The sequence below is a fragment of the Bacillus sp. OV322 genome, from assembly GCF_900112495.1.
In the GTDB taxonomy this organism is placed as follows: Bacteria; Bacillota; Bacilli; order Bacillales; family DSM-1321; genus Peribacillus.
Window position 1 is genome coordinate 58,658 of sequence record NZ_FOMA01000006.1, and the last position, 15,706, is coordinate 74,363.

Sequence of the window (15,706 nt, forward strand, 5' to 3'; positions counted from 1 at the left end):
GGCGTTATTTTTATTTGTGCTCCTCACATCTGGCCCGCTTGTGGAGCTGAAATGCTAAACCCCGGAAACCAGGCGGATCCTAAGCAGCACAGAACTAAGCTATTTATTATTTTTATCGATGCTTCCCATTCATATAGTTCTATTTCCCTTTCAAGACGCCTGTGTGTTATATTAATGTAGGATATATGAATATCCTTTACAATGAGGAGGACAATACAATGAGTGTACATATTGGTGCAAAAGAAAACGAAATTGCAGAGACGGTCTTATTGCCGGGAGATCCGCTTCGGGCTAAATACATAGCAGAAACCTTTTTGGAAGATGCCAAATTATATAATGAAGTAAGAAACATGTTTGGCTATACCGGTACATATAAGGGCAAGAGAGTTTCCGTACAGGGAACAGGCATGGGAGTACCGTCTATTTCCATCTATGTGAATGAATTAATTTCAAGCTATAATGTTCAGAATTTGATCCGTGTTGGTACAGCCGGAGCCATCCAGAAAGATGTCAAGGTCCGTGATGTAATCCTCGCCATGAGCTCATCAACAGATTCACAGATGAACAGGATGGCATTCGGGGGAATTGATTATGCCCCGACAGCGGATTTCGATCTTCTAAGAAAGGCCTATGATGCAGGTCTTAAAAAAGGCCTCCGCCTAAAAGCGGGAAATGTATTCACAGCCGATCAGTTCTATAATGATAACGCTGACTTAGAGAAGCTTGCAAGATACCAAATCCTGGCCATTGAAATGGAAACAACGGCTCTTTATACGATTGCTGCCAAATTCGGGCGCAAAGCTCTTTCCGTTTTAACTGTCAGCGATCACATTTTAACTGGAGAAGAAACCACAGCAGAAGAAAGGCAGACCACTTTTAATGAAATGATCGAAGTTGCATTGGAAGCAGCAGCGGCAGAGTAAGCAGTCCTGCCACCCCCCCATAAAGAGATCGGGCAGTAAAGTCAATGGCATGACACACCATGAATTTGGCATATGCCAATTTTGAGACATATGCCATTGGCTGGACTGCCTGTATTTTTTATGTCCCTGAAAGCCCTGGCATCATTTTTTCAGAATGCCGGCTTTTTTCTATAATTCCTTAAAATTGAACATTAATATTTTTCGTTTGCTGACAAACCTGATAAAATAATCATAAAATTCCTGAATATAAAACAGTCCAGTTTTGATGGGTGAAAGTGGTGAAGGTTAGTGGAAGAAGAAAAGAAGCAGCATGAACACAATAGTGAACCCAAATTTATTAAAATTAAAAGGTTCCCTTTCATTATGGGAATTTTTTTGCTCATTTTTTTAACGGCAGGAATCACTACGATTGCCCTTACATTCGGCAACGATAAAGCCGCTCCAATTGTGGCAAAGACGCAGGGAGACCATCCGGAGTTTAATAAGCTATTCTCTGCTTATAACACACTCAAGGGCCAATATTATCAGAAAACAGATGATAAGACGCTTGTGAACGGAGCAATAAATGGAATGGTGGAAGCACTAGGCGATCCTTATTCCGACTATATGACGGATAAGGAAGCAAAAAGCTTCCATGAAAGCATTTCTTCCTCATTCGAGGGAATTGGGGCAGAGATTCAGGAGCAAAACTCAAAAATCATGGTGGTTTCCCCAATTAAAGGGTCACCTGCCGAAAAGGCTGGCCTAAAACCTAATGATGTCATCCTGAGTGTTAACGGCAAGAGCCTTCAGGGATTAAGCGCTACAGAAGCGGTATTGAAAATCCGCGGTAAAAAAGGGACAAAGGCAGACCTCGAGATTTCAAGAGGAGATGATTCCAACCCTATTCAAGTGAGTATTGAGCGGGATACAATCCCGATTGAAACAGTATATCCTGAAATGCTATCAGGGGGAATTGCAAGGATCCAGGTGACAAGCTTTTCCGATAATACTTCAAAAGAACTTGAAACAGCAATTGGCCAAATGAAAAAGAAGAACATGAAGGGTCTTATCCTTGACTTGCGCGGAAATCCGGGAGGGCTGCTTGACCAGGCTATGAAAATTGCCAGCATGTTCGTTCCAGATGGAAAAGTAATTGTTCAGGTAGAAGATAAAGCTGGAAAGAAAGAAATTATTAAATCTCAAAATAATGGCGAGTTAAAGCTTCCTGTTGTGGTGCTAATCGATAAAGGAAGCGCAAGCGCCTCCGAAATTGTCTCCGGAGCTGTAAGTGAAGCAGCTGATATAAAACTTATCGGGGAAAAATCTTTCGGCAAGGGTACTGTGCAGACTTCACAGGATTTCAGTGACGGATCCAATATCAAATATACGATTGCTAAATGGCTGACTCCAAACGGAAATTGGATTCATAAAAAAGGAATAAAACCTGATATCGCAGTACCGCTTCCAAGCTATGCGAATCTGCCGTTTATCTCTCCTGATAAAGTGCTGAAGCAATCTATGTCGTCTGCTGAAACGCAGTCTGCACAAGAGATGCTGAAAGCAGAAGGATACTATCCCGGCAAGGCTGACGGATTTTTCGATGCACAAACCAAATCTGCCGTCATGAAGTTCCAGGGTGACCATTCTTTAAAGAAAACAGGCATTATTACAGGCGAAACGACTGTAAAGCTAATGGAGATATTGCGCAATAAAATCCTTGCCAATGACACTCAAGTCAAGAAGGCAGAGGAAGTATTAAAAAAAGAACTTCAATCTAAATAACCGGGAAAGCGGTGTTCACGGAAACGAAGCCGCTTGATCAAGTAAAAAGCCGATTTGGCGCTGCCCGCGCTGAATCGGCTTTTATATGTATAAAAGGCAGGCTGCTAACACATATTAAAGAGAAAAAGGAGTGAACGCCTGTGAAAAATGCAGCAATTTTGGCCATTAAATTCCTCTCTTGCATTATAGCCTTTTCTGTCGGACTGGATTTGTTTTTTCAAGCTTCCTTTTTGGAAATCATATCTTTTAGCTTATTTGCGGTCACTGTATCCTATATTTTCGGCGACCTGATCCTTCTGCCGAGACTCGGGAATAAAGCGGCACTGGCTTTTGATTTTTTAATCACATATATAAGCGTATGGGTTTTCGGGAACATTGTGCTGCAGAATTATTTGCAGATTGCCTGGGGAAGTATTATTTCTGCGGTCATTGTACTGGGTGCAGAGGTATTTGTACACAGGCATATTTTAAGCCTTAGCAGCGGAACAGGAAATGTTCAGGATAAAAAGGCTTTCTATAGCCGGAGATTATCTTATGAGACAGAATTTGCAGAAGAACCAGAGTTCAAGGATCATAATGAAAACAAACAAAACTAGGGGCAAAGCTCCCTAGTTTTTTATAGTTTTTCTAATATTTTTTTTGAAATCCGGATAAATGATTCCTTCTTCAGTTATGATGGCTGTAATAAGATGATTAGGTGTGACATCAAATGCAGGATTGAAGACTGAGACATTTTCAGGGGCGACTGGGACTCCGTGAATATGAGTGATTTCCTTTGGGTTTCTTTCTTCAATAGGAATCAAATCTCCAGTTTCCAGGGATAAATCAAACGTGCTGGAAGGAGCGGCAACATAAAAAGGGATGCCATAGTGATTTGCCAGTACAGCAAGGCTAAGTGTGCCGATTTTATTCGCTGTATCGCCGTTTGCCGTGATCCTGTCCGCACCGACAATGATACTTGAGATGTTTTTTGTGCTGATTGTATGTGCAGCCATGTTATCGGATATCAGGGTCACATCAACACCTGCCTGCATCAGCTCCCAGGCAGTCAATCTTGCTCCTTGAAGGACAGGTCTTGTTTCACAAGCAAACACCCTAAGGTTCATTCCCTTTTCAGCTGCTAAGTGAAAGGGGGCAAGAGCGGTGCCGTATCTTGCTGTTGCTATACCACCTGCATTGCAGTGGGTCAAGACAGCCTCTCCAGGCTTAAAAAGCGTTAACCCATATTCTCCAATGCTCCTGCATGTCGCTTCATCTTCAGTGAAAATAGAGATTGCTTCATGTGTCAAATCGGTTTTGGCTCCATTAACACTGCTTGCATCATGAAGCTTTTTCCTCATTCTGTTTAATGACCAGAATAAATTGACAGCAGTTGGCCGTGAAGAAGAAAGGAAGGAAATATCTTCTTCCATTTTTTTTCTGAATGCCAAAAGATCATCTCCAATAAATGCAGAAGCAGAAAGTGCAATGCCGTACGCGGCGGCAATCCCGATTGCTGGAGCTCCTCTGACTTTAAGGGTGGTGATGCTGTCAAAAACATCTTGTATCGTATAAAGGTCAATGAACTCCGTAATCTGAGGCAGGGCCTGCTGGTTAAGAATAGTTATGTGAGTGTCCTTCCACTGGATGGAAGAAGGGATATCTGTCGTTTTTTGCATGGATAATCTCCTCAGAATTATAATTTAGCAGTGTATGAAAGTGAAAGGTTATGCTGGCTCACAGCTTCTGTCACCAGTGAAATATCCAGGTGCTTCCTGTTCTTTATTAAAAATTCCCCGATTCGCAGGGCCACTTTTTTAGCTGAAATACGTGCGTCCTTATCTTGGATTCCGTCCAGATCCTTTACATGGGACAAACCGATTGTCCTGCGGATTAATTCACAGCCGGCGAAGCCAAAGGCATCATTGGTGACTTTATTCAGTACAAATTCTAGATAGCCTTCTGTTCTGCAAAAAGCTTCCTGTCCTTGTGCATTCCAAAGGGCAGTGAAAACCTCCGTAAATGAATCCCAAACATCATGCAGGTGGGTAAAGATGGCTTCTTTTGAATCTTGTGATCTGCTGAAAGCCTGAAAGAGCAGATTTGCGATATACTGTCCCAAATCAAATCCAATAGGACCATAAAAAGAAAATTCGGGATCTATTACCTTTGTTTCCTGTCTGCCTGCAAAGATGCTTCCGGTATGAAGATCTCCATGCAGAAGCGCTTCTTGCTCGGTCAGAAAGCTTTTCTTTAATTTAGCTACTTCAAGCTTCAGTAAATTATTTTGCCAGATAGCTTGAACTTCTTCCTTCAATTCTGCTTCATAATCATTGGATTCACTATCGAAAAAGGGATCTGTGAAAACAAAGGTTTCTGTTATATGGCATAATTCAGGATTGGAAAACTGCCGCGCCAATTCCTTTTTCTTTGTGTGAGCTAAAAAATAATCTGAAGTATAGAAAAGAGTTTTTGCAATATATTCGCCTATATGCTTTGACAGCAGGGGAAATTCTTCGCCATTAATCAGCCCCTCGCGTGCAATGGTCAGGTGTGATAGGTCCTCCATTACGGTAATGGCCAATTTTTCATCAGAATAGTAAATCTTGGGCACATATTCCTTGCAATAGCTTCTAAAAATTACAAGTGCATTTGCTTCAATGGCTGCCCGTTTGATTGTAAGCGGCCAGGATTCCCCGATTACTTTGGCATATGGCAGGGCCTGTTTAATAATGATTCCCTTCGATGTGTCTTTTTCAGTAATGCGGAAAACATAATTTAAATTGCCATCGCCTATTTCCCTGCAGCTCAAGCTGCCTGCATCTTCAAATAATCCAAGCCGGTGCACGAGCTCCAGAGCGGTTTTTTCGGTCAGTGGTTCATAATGTGTATGTTCAGCTTCAGTCATGAGTAATCCCTCCAAATAATGTATCCGGGGGTAAAGAAAAAGCCCCCTTCTAAAAAGAAAGAGGCTTGAAGTGTAGGCTTCGCACCTCTTATCTGCCAGAAAGAAATGTCTTTCTGATGGAATTGGCACCGTGCCTTAAGGATTGGATCCGGCGAAAATGTTTCGCCCCATTTCACAATGGAATTACGGTCGGTTGCTGGGCTTCATAGGGCCATAACCCTCAGCCTGCTCTTGATAAGAGAAAGTTGATGCTATTAAGTTTTTTTCCTGGTTCCTGAAATGAATAATAACAATATTTAAAAACATTTGTCAACGCTGAATTTTTAGAATATCAATAAAATTCCGGCCGCCTGTCAGAGAAAACAGGTATTTGCTTCCGGACATGTTCGGTGTTTGCAAAATCGATTGTCCCTGTGATAATTGCTTCTTCTTCTGCAGCTTCAGCCACTATTTCTCCCCATGGATCAATGATCATGGAATGTCCTGCGAATAGGTTTTTCGGGTCGCTGCCTGAACGATTTACTGCTATTACATATGCCTGGTTTTCTATTGCCCTGCTGATTAACAGGGCTCTCCAGTGCGAAAGGCGGGGTTTAGGCCACTCTGCAGAAACAAATAGGGCTTGTGCACCTTTTAAAGCATGGGCACGTATCCATTCCGGAAATCTGATATCATAGCAAATAAAGCCTGCGCAGAGCATGCCTTCCAAAGAAAAAAGCCCATCTTCTTTTCCCGGCTGCAGATAATGATGTTCATCCATCAAGCGAAATAGGTGAAGTTTATCATACTCTTTAATCAGCTCGCCATGCTTGCTGATGACGATGAGCGTGTTTGTTATTCCTTCTGCTGTTTTTTTCGCAACAGAACCGCCCACTAAGTGGATGCGGTATTTTTTTGCGCAATTCTGCAGAAATGCCACGGTTTCGGCAGCTTCTTCATCAGCTATTTCATCAAGCCTGCCGAGATCATATCCCGTTGTCCATAGCTCAGGCAAAACCGCTATATCCGGGCTTTCCTCTGCAGCTTTCCGGATGAGCTCTTCTGCCTTGGCATAATTTTGTGCGGGGCTGCCAAAGGATATATCCATTTGTATGCAGGCTATTTTCCATTTCATGTTATCTTCCTCCATGATTTCATAGAATTTTCTTTACATTAGTAATTTTAAGATATATCATTTGTGACGAGAATTTCAAGAAATTTCAGAGAAGGTGCCAAAATGACAGAATTCCAAAAATCAGAGCTGCTCAAAAATTTGCCTCAGCAGTTTTTTACTTCACTGGTCTCTAAGGTGAACAGCAGAACAGAACAAGGACATGATGTAATTAATTTAGGGCAAGGAAACCCGGATATGCCAACACCGCAGCATATTATTAAAAAGCTGCAGCAGGCTGCAGAAAATCCTGTTAACCATAAATATTCGCCATTTAAGGGGCTTCGGTCACTGAAAGAAGCTGCAGCAGAATTTTATGAAAGAGAATATAATGTCAAACTTGATCCCGATTCAGAAGTTGCCATCCTGTTCGGAGGAAAAGCGGGGCTTGTAGAATTGCCGCAATGCCTGATGAATCCAGGTGACACAGCGCTGGTTCCAGATCCCGGGTACCCTGATTATATGTCCGGGATAGCGATGGCGCAGGCCAAAATCGAAACCCTGCCGCTTCTGCAGGAAAACGGTTTTCTGCCGGATTATGATGGAATCGGCCAAGAAACACTCGATTTGGCAAAACTGATGTTCTTAAACTATCCTAATAATCCGACGGGTGCAGCAGCTACAGAAGATTTCTTTGAGAAAACAGTAAAGCTTGCGAAGAAGCACTCCATCTGCGTCGTTCATGATTTTGCGTATGGTGCCATCGGGTTTGGCGGCAAAAAGCCTCTGAGCTTCCTTCAGACACAGGGAGCAAAGGACATTGGGATTGAAATATATACACTTTCCAAAACCTATAACATGGCCGGCTGGCGTGTGGGTTTTGCTGTCGGAAACTCCAGTGTGATAGAAGCGATTGAACTTTTGCAGGATCATATGTATGTGAGCTTATTCCCGGCCGTCCAGGAGGCTGCACAAGAAGCGCTGCTGCATTCCCAGGAATGCGTCAACGAACTGGTGAATATTTATGAATCCCGGAAAAAGGCATTCATAGGAGGCCTGCGCTCTATAGGGTGGAATGTATCTTCGCCAGATGGCTCTTTTTTTGCATGGCTTAAAGTTCCGGCTGGATTTACTTCACAGGAATTTTCAGATTACCTACTTCAGCATGCACATGTTGCAATGGCAGCAGGAGCAGGTTTTGGGGAATACGGAGAAGGATATGTAAGGGCAGGACTGCTAACCGGTGAAGACAGGCTTTTGGAGGCTGTCAGGAGAATAGATGCGTTACATTTATTTTAACTTCTAATACATGTTTTGAAACGCTGGCCAGAACGGACTATAACAGGCAGCAGCGGCAGGGCAAATTCTTTACACATTGAACTCGGAAAGTGATTGACAAGAAATAAATTTCCTGTCATACTCCGAATATGAATTATTAAACAATTTCAAAAACATGATTAATTAAAATATTTCATTTTCTTATTGTGAGCAGGTGGAGGGAACTAGCCCGATGAAGCCCGGCAACCGACTGTAATACCATTGTGAAGTGGGGCGAATACGTTCGCCGGATGAATAATCCGCAAGGCACGGTGCTAATTCTTGCAGCTTTTTGCTGAAAGATAAGAAGATGGCTCAAAAGGCCTCTTCTTTCTGAAGAGGTTTTTTTATTTGGAATTTTCTAAAGATGGTTGTTTTTTTAATTTGTTATGTGAGACGTTCCCATTGGTTGATTAGAGCGAGCATCCTGAATCGGAAATCAGCCACATTATTTCATAGCAGCAAAGTTTACGAAAACAGCCTTTTATTTTTACATCCGGGAGTGAAATCTGTGAGTGAAGTTATAGCAACATATATGGTCCATGATTCAAAAGGAAATCACGAAAAAAAGGCAGAGGGAATTGCCCTTGGATTAACAGTAGGAACGTGGACAGATTTGCCCCTGCTGGAACAAGAGCAGCTCAAAAAGCATAAAGGGCGGGTCTTGTCTGTAGAAGAGCTGGATCAGAGAGAAAATGTTAATAATTATTTTGGTGAAAAAACATTTCGCTCCATCATTAAAATTGCTTATCCTGCTCTCAATTTTTCGGCTGATCTTCCGGCAATATTGACAACGGTTTTCGGTAAGCTCTCACTGGACGGCGCCATAAAATTATTGGATCTTGAACTAACTGGGGAGTTGAGAAAATCCTTCCCAGGTCCGCGATATGGAATAAAGGGTATTCGCGAAAAACTTGATGTGTTTGGCCGGCCGCTGGTTATGAGCATATTTAAAGGAGTCATCGGCAGAGATCTTTCGTATCTGAAAAGCCAGCTCAGCGCCCAAGCCAAGGGGGGCGTTGATTTAGTAAAAGATGATGAAATTCTTTTTGAAAATGATCAGACGCCTTTTCTTGACCGGATAATACAGGGAAAGGAAGTGCTCCGGCAGTCTTACGAAGAAACAGGAAAGAGGACACTATATGCTGTTAATCTGACAGGCAGCACATTCGCCTTGGCCGATAAAGCAAGGATGGCTGCTGAAGCAGGTGCTGACGCTTTATTATTCAATGTCTTTTCATATGGGCTGGACGTTCTTCAGAGTTTAAGAGAATTGGAGGATGTCTCCCTTCCCATCATGGCACATCCTGCATTCAGCGGTTCATTGACAGCATCGGAATTTTACGGAGTTTCCCATCCGCTGCTTTTAGGCAAGCTTGTCAGGTATGCTGGAGCTGATTTATCACTTTTTCCATCACCATATGGAAATGTCGCGCTTGACCGGAGCATTGCCATTGAGCTCGCCGGTCAGCTGACAAAAGTGGAAGAGCCATGGAATACAGCCTTTCCTGTACCGTCAGCTGGCATCCACCCAGGCATGGTGCCGCATTTAATAGAGGATTTCGGGAAGGATTGCGTGATAAATGCAGGCGGAGGAGTGCATGGCCATCCGGATGGAGCAGCAGGCGGCGGCAAGGCATTCCGCCAGGCTGTAGAAGCTTCGTTAAACGGTATAAGTCTTGAAGTTGCTGCAAGGGATCATCAGGAACTCCGGAAAGCCCTGGATTTGTGGGGAGGTGTTCCTGAGAGACTATGAAACCAATCATTTTTTGCGACTTTGACGGAACAATCACGAACAGCGACAACATTATAGCTATCATGAAAGAATTCGCTCCCGAAGGATGGGAATCGATAAAAGATGATGTTCTATCCCAGAAAGTGAGCATTTCTGAAGGTGTTGGAAAGATGTTTTCCCTGCTCGATAGCGGGCTTGAGCAGGACATTATCGAATTTGTCAAAAGCAGTGCTGTTATTCGGGACGGATTCCGGGAATTTGTTGCATTTGCCAGGCAAAACAGCATCCCTTTATACGTTGTCAGCGGCGGGATTGATTTCTTTATTGAACCACTGCTTGAAAATATATTGGATTTGGATCTTTTATACTGCAATAAGGCGGTCTTTGAACAGGAAAACATTTCGATAGAATGGCCGAATTCCTGTGATGACCAATGCCAGAATGGATGCGGCTGCTGCAAGCCTTCCATCATGAGGAAGATCTCGGAAGCTGATACATATAAAATTGTCATTGGCGATTCTATCACTGACTTTGAAGCAGCCAAAGAAGCAGATTTGGTTTTAGCAAGAGATTTCCTGACTGAAAAATGCATGGAAGAAGGAATCAGCTACCAGCCCTTTCAAACATTTTTTGATTGTATAAACATCCTTAAGCTAAAACTGGAGGCGGCTTAGTGTATGAGTATCTATGAAAAAGAATGGCAGGAGCTTGCTGATATCAAGGATGAACTTGCCGCACGTGACTGGTTTATGGGAACAAGCGGAAACCTTTCCATCAAGGTGAAAGGAACAAAAACCTTTCTGATTACTGCCAGCGGAAAGGATAAAAGGAAGAGGACCAGTGAAGATTTTCTGCTTGCAGATGAAAATGGCGAGCCGGCTGAAGAAACATTGCTGCGGCCTTCTGCAGAGACGCTTTTGCATACGGAAATCTACAGAAAAACGGATGCAGGCTGTGTGCTTCACATCCATACCGTGGAAAATAACGTCATTTCAGATCTTTACGCAGATAAAGGAAAAGTGACCTTCAAAGGCCACGAAATTATCAAAGCCACTGGAAGATGGGAGGAAGATGCAGAGTTCACAATTCCTATTGTGCATAATCATGCGGATATACCTGCTCTTTCAACGGAATTTTCGAAGTTTATTGAAAGCTCCGCCGGTGCCATACTGATCCGCAATCATGGAATTACAGTATGGGGAAGGACACCGCTGGAAGCAAAGAAGTATCTTGAGGCAAGCGAATTTCTTTTTCAGTACCATCTGCTATTAAGGCAGCAGGCTGCATATGCAGTTTCATTATAAAAATTGGAGGGATTATACATGGCGAGCATTAAAATTCATGGAACAGCTGAATTGATTGAAGGAAGGGAAAAGGTACATGCTTTTCTGCAAAATGAGGGAGTTATTTATGAAAACTGGGATATTGAAAAACTTCCAGAGCAATTAAGGGAAAAGTTTCAGCTTACTGATGAAGAAAAGAATGAGATTCTTCAGTCCTTTCAAGAAGAAATCACGGAAATCTCCGATAGAAGGGGCTATAAATCCCATGATGTGATTACGCTTTCGGATTCAACCCCAAATCTTGATGCCTTACTCAGCAATTTTAAACAGGAGCACCATCATTCAGATGACGAAGTTCGTTTTATTGTAAGCGGACATGGCTTATTTGCCATTGAAGGAAAAGAAGGTACATGGTTCGATGTGAATCTGGATCCTGGTGATTTAATCAGCGTACCGGAATCTGTCCGCCATTATTTTACCCTTCAGGAGGACCGCAAAGTTGTGGCTGTCCGCATTTTTGTAACAACGGAAGGCTGGGTGCCAATCTATGAAAAAGAAGAAATCCAAGCCTGAATAAAACGATAATGTAAGCTAATAAAAAGGCCGTCCGTTCCCAAAAAGAGGGAGAGGCGGCCTTATTTGTTAGTCTATTTCCGGATGTTCTGCAGACCCTTTTAATGCTTATTCTAATTCATTCATAATGTCTTGCAGTGTCTGCTGGGTATGCCGGCGAAAAAATGTGGTTGACTATTTAATGTAAGCGACCGAAAAACTCTACAAGAAAATGGAGGACATGTTCAATATATCGAAGCTTTACTGAGGTCTTTTAATCTAAGAGACTTGGTCAGCGGCGATCTAATTCATAACCAATATTGTTGAAGTAGATCAGGATTGTTTAAGAAGAACTATTAAAATTATTCCATATTTTCCGAACAGATTATAAAAGAATAGTATAAAATAGATTCAGTAGGTTTTATTCAACTAAAAAGAAGGAATCTAAAGAGGATTAAAAATGAATAAAGAAAAAGCCCAAAATATTAGAGAAGGTTTAACTGCTGATTGTTCTAAATGCTTTGGACTCTGCTGCACAGCACTTAATATTATTGCATCGAGTGATTTTCCCATTAACAAGCCCGCAGGTACTCCCTGCATGAATTTGCAATCTGATTATAGCTGCCAAATTCATAGCCGGTTAAGAGAAAAGGGTTTTAATGGCTGTACAGTATTTGATTGTTTAGGTGCTGGACAAGTTGTTTCTCAAATTACTTTTAATGGCCAAAGTTGGCAAGATAATCCTGAAACTGGACAAAAAATGTTCCGAGTTTTTTCTTTAATGGAACAAATCCATGAGATGATTGCATATGCAGCAGAAGTCTTATCGTATGATATTTCAAGTGCCTTGTCTGGTAAGTTAACTGAGAAATTGGAGGAGTTACAGAATTTAGCAAAATTAGGTGCTGATGAACTATTATCTCTTGATTTGATAATGTACCGATTTTCGTTGAATGAGCTACTTACAGCAGCAAGTAATTCTATTAGAGAAAATATCATTGCAAAGTTACCGGGTGATAAAAAAATCAAAGATTTTTACCATGCGAGAGCAGATTGGATGGGGAAAAAATTAAAGAACAAAGATTTAAGGGCAAATGATTTTAGAGGAGCATATTTAATTGCTGCCGATATGCGAAATACTGATTTAAGGGCGGTTAATTTTATTGGTGCAGATTTGCGGGATGCTGATTTTAGTGGGGCCGATCTATCTGTCAGTATGTTTTTGACACAAATGCAAATAAATTCGGCTAAAGGTGACGTAAAAACAAAATTACCTGCTCATATACAACGGCCTTCTCATTGGATTTAAGTGATTTTGTTATTATTTGTGTATTGTAGAGATTCTTGAATATTTCCTCTGCTTAATGAGGGAAACAATCTACTTTGTCAATTTATACGTATACCTGATAAGCGATACATAGTGAACTCATGAATGATAAAGAGATAGAGAGATTAGGTAAATAAGTCATATTAATTGCCGAGCTATAGTATTGTTGCCAATGATACAAAGCCAGGAAATATTGAACTTTAGAATATTTATCATATTCTTTTTAAAATTTAAGACAACAATAGTGATATGAGAATATTTAATGCTGACCTTTTGTGTCACTTTCAATTGTTGGTAGATATCCATACGTGCACACATGATAAGTATGTATATTGAAAGCATATATGTATATGTTTATTTAAGCGTTACTGAACATATTTAAAGTAGCCTTTCTAGGTTGGCTAGAGCGAGTTGATAAGGGGTTTTTATTTTTTTGAAAAGGAACCGTAAAAAATCAGGTCACTGGGTACAATAAAGTAAAAGGGCCCCTATTGCGAAACCTCCCGGTACCTTTGAAATTTGAGGGGTTAATGCCCTGAACTAATTAAACTTTCCTTTTAACTCATGTTCAAATTTTTTTATTCCTTTAATACATCCCCATGCATGTGAGACTCTGCTTTTTTCGCATCAGTGAACTCTAGAGAGTACTTCCCAAATATATGCCCAATCAACACATGTTTTTCTGGGGAAGATTGGCTTTCTCTTGCACCTATTAGGTATGAATACCCTTTTTGTGTCAATTCATAGTCTTCAGGAGTATAAATTGTTCGTTGACCGGTTAATTTATTTTCAGTATATCCAGCAAACTCTTCAACAATCACTTCATCATTTTTCTGGAATTTTGATTTAGTATCACGATAAATCTTTTCAATCTTAAAAGCAGACTCTGTATAAGGATCTTCATAATTGAGGCTTGGATCTGATGAACTTTGAGTAACCTCTGTCATATTCTTTTCGTCCACTTTAGTGACCTTGGCTATTAACTCTGTTTTGGCAATAAATCCATTCACATCTCTGGTTGGATATATTTCGCACTTACCTTTACTTTTTTTGGAGTGGTATGAAGATTGTATATATAAAAACCCCCATAAAGCACTCCTAAAGCTAAGCTAATACACCAGAAGTAATGATTTTTTGTTTTTTTTCCATTTGCTCAGCTTTTTATTTGAATGACAGAATGATTTTCTCCCGAGCTATAATTATCTGCGTAAATGACGCATTCACTGCATGCAGGAATATGTTAAAATAAAGGGTAATAAAGAAGCAGGATTAGGAGAAAAATAATGAAGAAAACAGAAATATACATACTTGGCGGTTTCCTGGGCAGCGGTAAAACAACGCTGCTGAGAAATATAATAAAAGAAGAAAAAAAGGCAGGCAGAAAAATTGCGGTATTGCTTAATGAATTAGGAAGCATATCTGTGGATACTGGTTTGATTGGGGAGGACGTTCCTCTTAAAGAATTATTTGACGGGTGCATTTGCTGCAGTATTCAGGATAAGCTTGAAGTGCAGCTGCATGAGCTTTTATCGTCTAATGATTTAGATTCCATATATATTGAAACAACTGGTGCAGCACATCCGGTGGAAGTGCTCGATAGCATCATGTCTCCGCTCTTTGCAGATCAGCTCATATACAAAGGGATTGTTGGAGTGGTTGACCTGCTAAGGTGGAAAGACAGAGAAAAGCTTCCTCCTCATCTTCGACAGCTGCTTTTGGAACAAATCCGCCATGCTGATTTGATATTGCTGAATAAACAGGATCTTGTCAGTGAAATTGATGCAGGCCAAATCCTTTTTAGCATTCAGAATATTAATCCAAATGCCTTTTGCCTGTTAACCAGCCAGGCAAGAATTTCATTGGATATGATCAGGAACATGAATATGCAGCCAAAGGATGCTTCCAAAATTTCAGGATCAAAGCACAGTCTGCAGCTTGAAGCGCTGGTGCACCGGTTCGAAGATGCAATAAAGCAGCGTGAATTTGAGGAATGGCTGCGAAACCTTCCTGATACCATATACAGAATGAAAGGCTACATTAAATTTTCACATTCTGATTATCCTTATCTGTTTCAATATTCCTATGGAATGCCGCTCTTTCTGCAGGAAGGGCTGAATTTGCCTTTGAATTTGGTTATCATCGGTGAAGAACTTGATAAAGCAGGAATATTAGATCAGCTGGAAAATCTCGGGTAACTGTAAAAAGCCTGCAAAAAAACTGGTTAGAAGATCCAGGAGCAGGGCGAAAATCATAGAAAAATAAACCAATCAATACTGGTTTATTTTTTTTTGAAGGATAATACTACACTTATGGCCTATTTACCTTTATACTTAAAGCGTTTAGAATATCGCCTTCATATAAAATTAAAGGAATGATTATCATTTTAAAACAAGATAAATTATATCTTTTAGAAAAAGAATTCAAGAATATGTTTAGAACAATGAGAAAAGAATTATCAGTCATTTACGGTGAATCCATTAATAGCAGTGAATTTCTTGTTTTGAAAAATATAGCTTTTTCTGAAATAAAAAATGCAACAGGGCTATCAAAGGAAATGGATGTTTCTGCAAGCCATATCACAACTGTTACGGAATCATTAGTGAAAAAAGGCTTGCTCCTTAGAAAAAGAACGGAAAGTGACCGGAGAGTTGTCACATTCGATTTGACAGAAGAAGGTGTAAACCTCATCAATAATCTGGAAAAGAAAAAGACCGAATATCTTCATGAAAAATTCGGCACATTTACAGAAGATGAATTGACATCACTGCTGCATTTAATCAAAAAGTTTAAATGAAAATGGCGGCATTAGGCAGTGATGGCTAATGCCG

The 15,706-nt window shown here is 40.8% G+C and carries 15 protein-coding genes and 2 riboswitches; of the genes, 11 read left to right on the forward strand and 4 right to left on the reverse strand.

From position 1 onward, the window contains the following. Positions 1–218 precede the first annotated feature (218 nt). From deoD to BM126_RS15580, 3 genes are all read left to right on the forward strand, one after another. Positions 219–923 carry a purine-nucleoside phosphorylase gene (gene deoD / locus BM126_RS15570; protein ID WP_071352608.1) on the forward strand — a complete coding sequence of 235 codons (705 nt, stop codon included), beginning with the start codon at positions 219–221 and terminating at the stop codon, positions 921–923. A gap of 288 nt (positions 924–1,211) precedes the next feature. Continuing rightward, positions 1,212–2,687: a lmo1851 family serine protease gene (locus tag BM126_RS15575; protein WP_256213130.1), complete on the forward strand. Its 1,476-nt coding sequence runs from the start codon at positions 1,212–1,214 to the stop codon at positions 2,685–2,687. A 140-nt stretch (positions 2,688–2,827) separates the two neighbouring features. After that, positions 2,828–3,283 (forward strand): YndM family protein, encoded by a 456-nt coding sequence (locus BM126_RS15580; protein ID WP_090990375.1) that lies wholly within the window; start codon positions 2,828–2,830, stop codon positions 3,281–3,283. Positions 3,284–3,295: 12 nt separating this feature from the next. On the opposite strand, the gene mtnA is transcribed toward BM126_RS15580, so the two are convergent. From mtnA to BM126_RS15595, 3 genes are all read right to left on the reverse strand, one after another. After that, positions 3,296–4,345 carry an S-methyl-5-thioribose-1-phosphate isomerase gene (mtnA, locus tag BM126_RS15585; RefSeq protein WP_090990376.1) on the reverse strand — a complete coding sequence of 350 codons (1,050 nt, stop codon included), beginning with the start codon at positions 4,343–4,345 and terminating at the stop codon, positions 3,296–3,298. 17 nt (positions 4,346–4,362) lie between these two features. Further along, positions 4,363–5,574, reverse strand: coding sequence for an S-methyl-5-thioribose kinase (mtnK, locus tag BM126_RS15590; RefSeq protein WP_090990377.1), 1,212 nt, complete (start codon positions 5,572–5,574; stop codon positions 4,363–4,365). A gap of 85 nt (positions 5,575–5,659) precedes the next feature. Continuing rightward, positions 5,660–5,815, reverse strand: a riboswitch (SAM riboswitch). A 90-nt stretch (positions 5,816–5,905) separates the two neighbouring features. Continuing rightward, positions 5,906–6,688, reverse strand: a complete 783-nt coding sequence (locus tag BM126_RS15595) for a carbon-nitrogen family hydrolase (protein ID WP_090990378.1) — start codon at positions 6,686–6,688, stop codon at positions 5,906–5,908. Between the two features lie 102 nt (positions 6,689–6,790). Between BM126_RS15595 and BM126_RS15600 the strand changes: the two genes are divergently transcribed. The 6 genes from BM126_RS15600 (at position 6,791) to BM126_RS15625 (ending at position 12,860) form a co-directional block, all read left to right on the forward strand. Next, the gene (locus BM126_RS15600) at positions 6,791–7,963 is read left to right on the forward strand and encodes a pyridoxal phosphate-dependent aminotransferase (RefSeq protein WP_090990379.1); all 1,173 of its coding nucleotides are present in this window, start codon (positions 6,791–6,793) and stop codon (positions 7,961–7,963) included. A gap of 177 nt (positions 7,964–8,140) precedes the next feature. Beyond that, positions 8,141–8,290: riboswitch (SAM riboswitch) on the forward strand. Between the two features lie 202 nt (positions 8,291–8,492). Beyond that, positions 8,493–9,737, forward strand: coding sequence for a 2,3-diketo-5-methylthiopentyl-1-phosphate enolase (gene mtnW, locus BM126_RS15605; RefSeq protein ID WP_090990628.1), 1,245 nt, complete (start codon positions 8,493–8,495; stop codon positions 9,735–9,737). After that, positions 9,734–10,390 carry a 2-hydroxy-3-keto-5-methylthiopentenyl-1-phosphate phosphatase gene (locus BM126_RS15610; RefSeq protein WP_090990380.1) on the forward strand — a complete coding sequence of 219 codons (657 nt, stop codon included), beginning with the start codon at positions 9,734–9,736 and terminating at the stop codon, positions 10,388–10,390. The genes mtnW and BM126_RS15610 overlap by 4 nt, the downstream gene beginning before the upstream one ends. A 3-nt stretch (positions 10,391–10,393) precedes the next feature. Next, positions 10,394–11,020 carry a methylthioribulose 1-phosphate dehydratase gene (locus BM126_RS15615; protein ID WP_090990381.1) on the forward strand — a complete coding sequence of 209 codons (627 nt, stop codon included), beginning with the start codon at positions 10,394–10,396 and terminating at the stop codon, positions 11,018–11,020. Between the two features lie 18 nt (positions 11,021–11,038). Further along, on the forward strand, positions 11,039–11,572 hold the full coding sequence (locus tag BM126_RS15620) for a cupin domain-containing protein (protein ID WP_090990382.1): 534 nt from the start codon (positions 11,039–11,041) through the stop codon (positions 11,570–11,572). A 439-nt stretch (positions 11,573–12,011) separates the two neighbouring features. Then, positions 12,012–12,860, forward strand: a complete 849-nt coding sequence (locus tag BM126_RS15625; RefSeq protein ID WP_090990383.1) for a pentapeptide repeat-containing protein — start codon at positions 12,012–12,014, stop codon at positions 12,858–12,860. 596 nt (positions 12,861–13,456) lie between these two features. Here BM126_RS15625 and BM126_RS15630 read toward each other — a convergent pair. Next, the gene (locus tag BM126_RS15630) at positions 13,457–13,888 is read right to left on the reverse strand and encodes a hypothetical protein (RefSeq protein WP_141770083.1); all 432 of its coding nucleotides are present in this window, start codon (positions 13,886–13,888) and stop codon (positions 13,457–13,459) included. Positions 13,889–14,161: 273 nt separating this feature from the next. Here BM126_RS15630 and BM126_RS15635 point away from each other — a divergent pair, with 273 nt between their 5' ends. Together BM126_RS15635 and BM126_RS15640 are read left to right on the forward strand one after the other, a co-directional pair. Next, the gene (locus tag BM126_RS15635) at positions 14,162–15,073 is read left to right on the forward strand and encodes a CobW family GTP-binding protein (RefSeq protein ID WP_090990385.1); all 912 of its coding nucleotides are present in this window, start codon (positions 14,162–14,164) and stop codon (positions 15,071–15,073) included. A gap of 245 nt (positions 15,074–15,318) precedes the next feature. Further along, the gene (locus BM126_RS15640; protein ID WP_256213131.1) at positions 15,319–15,672 is read left to right on the forward strand and encodes a MarR family transcriptional regulator; all 354 of its coding nucleotides are present in this window, start codon (positions 15,319–15,321) and stop codon (positions 15,670–15,672) included. The last annotated feature ends 34 nt before the right edge of the window (positions 15,673–15,706 follow it).

Bases quoted from the DNA above. Each gene is read 5' to 3' on its own strand.
- deoD (WP_071352608.1), top strand. From the start codon at position 219: ATGAGTGTACATATTGGTGCAAAAGAAAACGAAATTGCAGAGACGGTC.
- mtnA (WP_090990376.1), bottom strand. From the start codon at position 4,345: ATGCAAAAAACGACAGATATCCCTTCTTCCATCCAGTGGAAGGACACT.
- mtnK (WP_090990377.1), bottom strand. From the start codon at position 5,574: ATGACTGAAGCTGAACATACACATTATGAACCACTGACCGAAAAAACC.
- BM126_RS15595 (WP_090990378.1), bottom strand. From the start codon at position 6,688: ATGAAATGGAAAATAGCCTGCATACAAATGGATATATCCTTTGGCAGC.
- BM126_RS15600 (WP_090990379.1), top strand. From the start codon at position 6,791: ATGACAGAATTCCAAAAATCAGAGCTGCTCAAAAATTTGCCTCAGCAG.
- BM126_RS15610 (WP_090990380.1), top strand. From the start codon at position 9,734: ATGAAACCAATCATTTTTTGCGACTTTGACGGAACAATCACGAACAGC.
- BM126_RS15615 (WP_090990381.1), top strand. From the start codon at position 10,394: ATGAGTATCTATGAAAAAGAATGGCAGGAGCTTGCTGATATCAAGGAT.
- BM126_RS15620 (WP_090990382.1), top strand. From the start codon at position 11,039: ATGGCGAGCATTAAAATTCATGGAACAGCTGAATTGATTGAAGGAAGG.
- BM126_RS15625 (WP_090990383.1), top strand. From the start codon at position 12,012: ATGAATAAAGAAAAAGCCCAAAATATTAGAGAAGGTTTAACTGCTGAT.
- BM126_RS15635 (WP_090990385.1), top strand. From the start codon at position 14,162: ATGAAGAAAACAGAAATATACATACTTGGCGGTTTCCTGGGCAGCGGT.
- BM126_RS15640 (WP_256213131.1), top strand. From the start codon at position 15,319: ATGAGAAAAGAATTATCAGTCATTTACGGTGAATCCATTAATAGCAGT.